This window comes from Micromonospora sp. NPDC002717 (assembly GCF_040295705.1).
Taxonomy (GTDB): Bacteria; Actinomycetota; Actinomycetes; order Mycobacteriales; family Micromonosporaceae; genus Micromonospora.
This window is the reverse complement of the sequence record NZ_JBEOVW010000074.1, coordinates 1-4,145: the sequence shown is the minus strand read 5'-3', so window position 1 is coordinate 4,145 and position 4,145 is coordinate 1. Positions and strand designations below refer to the sequence as shown.

General features: G+C 47.5%; 1 tRNA gene and 2 rRNA genes. All 3 read left to right on the top strand.

Annotation, left to right across the window (positions count from 1 at the left end):
- Positions 1–330: 330 nt before the first annotated feature.
- Positions 331–1,877, top strand: a 16S ribosomal RNA gene (locus ABT006_RS34810).
- Between the two features lie 93 nt (positions 1,878–1,970).
- Positions 1,971–2,043: transfer RNA gene (locus ABT006_RS34805), tRNA-Ala, on the top strand.
- Between the two features lie 138 nt (positions 2,044–2,181).
- Positions 2,182–4,145: ribosomal RNA gene (locus ABT006_RS34800) — 23S ribosomal RNA — on the top strand; the annotation flags it as partial.

The window sequence follows — 4,145 nt, the reverse complement described above, 5'->3', positions numbered from 1 at the left end:
TTTTGATAAGAGAAGAAAAAAGCAAGTTAAAAAAGACTAATTTTTTTAATTTACCAAAGCTAGTGGTGGCATGAAATAAAGCGAATACAGGAGAGGGAAAAAGCGAACGTAAGATAAAAAAAGGTATAAAAGTCACAGTTAATTCTTGACAAGTTTAGTTAGGTTTGATAGAATATAATAGTTGTCGCAAGAGACGAGGGTCTTGAAGCGATAAGCTAGACCATTGAAAACTGAATAAAGAAGAATGACTCATGTGATGTAGTAAGATACATCAAAAATCTGTCAATCAATAATGAAAGACAAGCCAGTCACTAAGGTGACTTAAATACTTTATTTGAGAGTTTGATCCTGGCTCAGGACGAACGCTGGCGGCGTGCCTAATACATGCAAGTTGAGCGCTGAAGGTTGGTACTTGTACCGACTGGATGAGCAGCGAACGGGTGAGTAACGCGTGGGGAATCTGCCTTTGAGCGGGGGACAACATTTGGAAACGAATGCTAATACCGCATAAAAACTTTAAACACAAGTTTTAAGTTTGAAAGATGCAATTGCATCACTCAAAGATGATCCCGCGTTGTATTAGCTAGTTGGTGAGGTAAAGGCTCACCAAGGCGATGATACATAGCCGACCTGAGAGGGTGATCGGCCACATTGGGACTGAGACACGGCCCAAACTCCTACGGGAGGCAGCAGTAGGGAATCTTCGGCAATGGACGAAAGTCTGACCGAGCAACGCCGCGTGAGTGAAGAAGGTTTTCGGATCGTAAAACTCTGTTGGTAGAGAAGAACGTTGGTGAGAGTGGAAAGCTCATCAAGTGACGGTAACTACCCAGAAAGGGACGGCTAACTACGTGCCAGCAGCCGCGGTAATACGTAGGTCCCGAGCGTTGTCCGGATTTATTGGGCGTAAAGCGAGCGCAGGTGGTTTATTAAGTCTGGTGTAAAAGGCAGTGGCTCAACCATTGTATGCATTGGAAACTGGTAGACTTGAGTGCAGGAGAGGAGAGTGGAATTCCATGTGTAGCGGTGAAATGCGTAGATATATGGAGGAACACCGGTGGCGAAAGCGGCTCTCTGGCCTGTAACTGACACTGAGGCTCGAAAGCGTGGGGAGCAAACAGGATTAGATACCCTGGTAGTCCACGCCGTAAACGATGAGTGCTAGATGTAGGGAGCTATAAGTTCTCTGTATCGCAGCTAACGCAATAAGCACTCCGCCTGGGGAGTACGACCGCAAGGTTGAAACTCAAAGGAATTGACGGGGGCCCGCACAAGCGGTGGAGCATGTGGTTTAATTCGAAGCAACGCGAAGAACCTTACCAGGTCTTGACATACTCGTGCTATTCCTAGAGATAGGAAGTTCCTTCGGGACACGGGATACAGGTGGTGCATGGTTGTCGTCAGCTCGTGTCGTGAGATGTTGGGTTAAGTCCCGCAACGAGCGCAACCCCTATTGTTAGTTGCCATCATTAAGTTGGGCACTCTAACGAGACTGCCGGTGATAAACCGGAGGAAGGTGGGGATGACGTCAAATCATCATGCCCCTTATGACCTGGGCTACACACGTGCTACAATGGATGGTACAACGAGTCGCGAGACAGTGATGTTTAGCTAATCTCTTAAAACCATTCTCAGTTCGGATTGTAGGCTGCAACTCGCCTACATGAAGTCGGAATCGCTAGTAATCGCGGATCAGCACGCCGCGGTGAATACGTTCCCGGGCCTTGTACACACCGCCCGTCACACCACGGGAGTTGGGAGTACCCGAAGTAGGTTGCCTAACCGCAAGGAGGGCGCTTCCTAAGGTAAGACCGATGACTGGGGTGAAGTCGTAACAAGGTAGCCGTATCGGAAGGTGCGGCTGGATCACCTCCTTTCTAAGGAATATATACAAAGACGTGAGCATTCAACTTTATTCAGTTTTGAGGGGTTTAGTGATAAACCTAAGCAAGAATCAAATTCTTGATTGTGGGGCCTTAGCTCAGCTGGGAGAGCGCCTGCTTTGCACGCAGGAGGTCAGCGGTTCGATCCCGCTAGGCTCCATTGTCAGACAAGACGTTAAAATCACTTGAACATTGAAAACTAAATAACAATATCTAATAACGATAAATAAACCAAAAGCTGTGAATTTTAAAGAATTTACAAACTTATACTTGAAAAACGATGATTATAAATCATCATGGCAAAGTTAATAAGGGCGCACGGTGGATGCCTTGGCACTAAGAGCCGATGAAGGACGTGACTAACGACGATATTCTAGGGGGAGCAGTAAGTACGCATTGATCCCTAGGTCTCCGAATGGGGAAACCCAGCTGCTACTAGCAGTTATTCATGAGTGAATACATAGCTCATGTAAAGGTAACGCAGAGAACTGAAACATCTAAGTACCTGCAGGAAGAGAAAGTAAAAACGATTTCGTAAGTAGCGGCGAGCGAACGCGAAGAAGGGCAAACCAAGAAGCTTGCTTCTTGGGGTTGTAGGACTGCAACGTGGACTTAAGCATTATAGTCGAATAACCTGGGAAGGTTAATCAAAGAGGGTAATAATCCCGTAGACGAAATAGCGCTTATACCTAGCAGTATCCTGAGTAGGGCTGGACACGCGAAATCCAGTTTGAATCCGGGAGGACCATCTCCCAACCCTAAATACTCCTTAGTGACCGATAGTGAACCAGTACCGTGAGGGAAAGGTGAAAAGAACCCCGAGAGGGGAGTGAAATAGCACCTGAAACCGTGTGCCTACAAGAAGTTCGAGCCCGTTAATGGGTGAGAGCGTGCCTTTTGTAGAATGAACCGGCGAGTTACGTTATGATGCGAGGTTAAGTTGAAGAGACGGAGCCGTAGGGAAACCGAGTCTGAATAGGGCGACTTAGTATCATGATGTAGACCCGAAACCTAGTGACCTATCCATGAGCAGGGTGAAGGTGTGGTAAGACGCACTGGAGGCCCGAACCAGGACACGTTGAAAAGTGTTTGGATGACTTGTGGATAGCGGAGAAATTCCAAACGAACTGGGAGATAGCTGGTTCTCTCCGAAATAGCTTTAGGGCTAGCGTCGAAATGTAAGTGTATTGGAGGTAGAGCACTGTTTGGGTGAGGGGTCCGTCTAGGATTACCAATCTCAGATAAACTCCGAATGCTAATACACATGTTCGGCAGTCAGACTGCGAGTGCTAAGATCCGTAGTCGAAAGGGAAACAGCCCAGACCAACAGCTAAGGTCCCAAAATATATGTTAAGTGGAAAAGGATGTGGGGTTGCACAGACAACTAGGATGTTAGCTCAGAAGCAGCTATCATTCAAAGAGTGCGTAATAGCTCACTAGTCGAGTGACCCTGCGCCGAAAATGTACCGGGGCTAAACATATTACCGAAGCTTTGGATTGATATTTTATCAATGGTAGGAGAGCGTTCTTAACCGCGATGAAGGTATACCGTGAGGAGTGCTGGAGCGTTAAGAAGTGAGAATGCCGGTATGAGTAGCGCAAGATAAGTGAGAATCTTATCCACCGTAAGACTAAGGTTTCCAGGGGAAGGCTCGTCCGCCCTGGGTTAGTCGGGACCTAAGGCGAGGCCGAAAGGCGTAGTCGATGGACAACTGGTTGATATTCCAGTACTAGATATGATCGTGATGGAGGGACGCAGTAGGCTAAGAGATGCCAGTTAATGGATTCTGGTCTAAGCAGTGAGGTGTGAGATGTGTCAAATGCATTTCTCTTTAACATTGAGCTGTGATGGGGAAGCAACTACGGTTGCGAACTCTCTGATGTCACACTGCCAAGAAAAGCTTCTAGCGTAAAGTCATATCTACCCGTACCGCAAACCGACACAGGTAGTCGAGGCGAGTAGCCTCAGGTGATCGAGAGAACTCTCGTTAAGGAACTCGGCAAAATAGCCCCGTAACTTCGGGAGAAGGGGTGCTGGTGTAAAAGCCAGCCGCAGTGAATAGGCCCAAGCAACTGTTTATCAAAAACACAGCTCTCTGCTAAACCGCAAGGTGATGTATAGGGGGTGACGCCTGCCCGGTGCTGGAAGGTTAAGAGGAGTGCTTAGACGTAAGTCGAAGGTATGAATTGAAGCCCCAGTAAACGGCGGCCGTAACTATAACGGTCCTAAGGTAGCGAAATTCCTTGTCGGGTAAGTTCCGA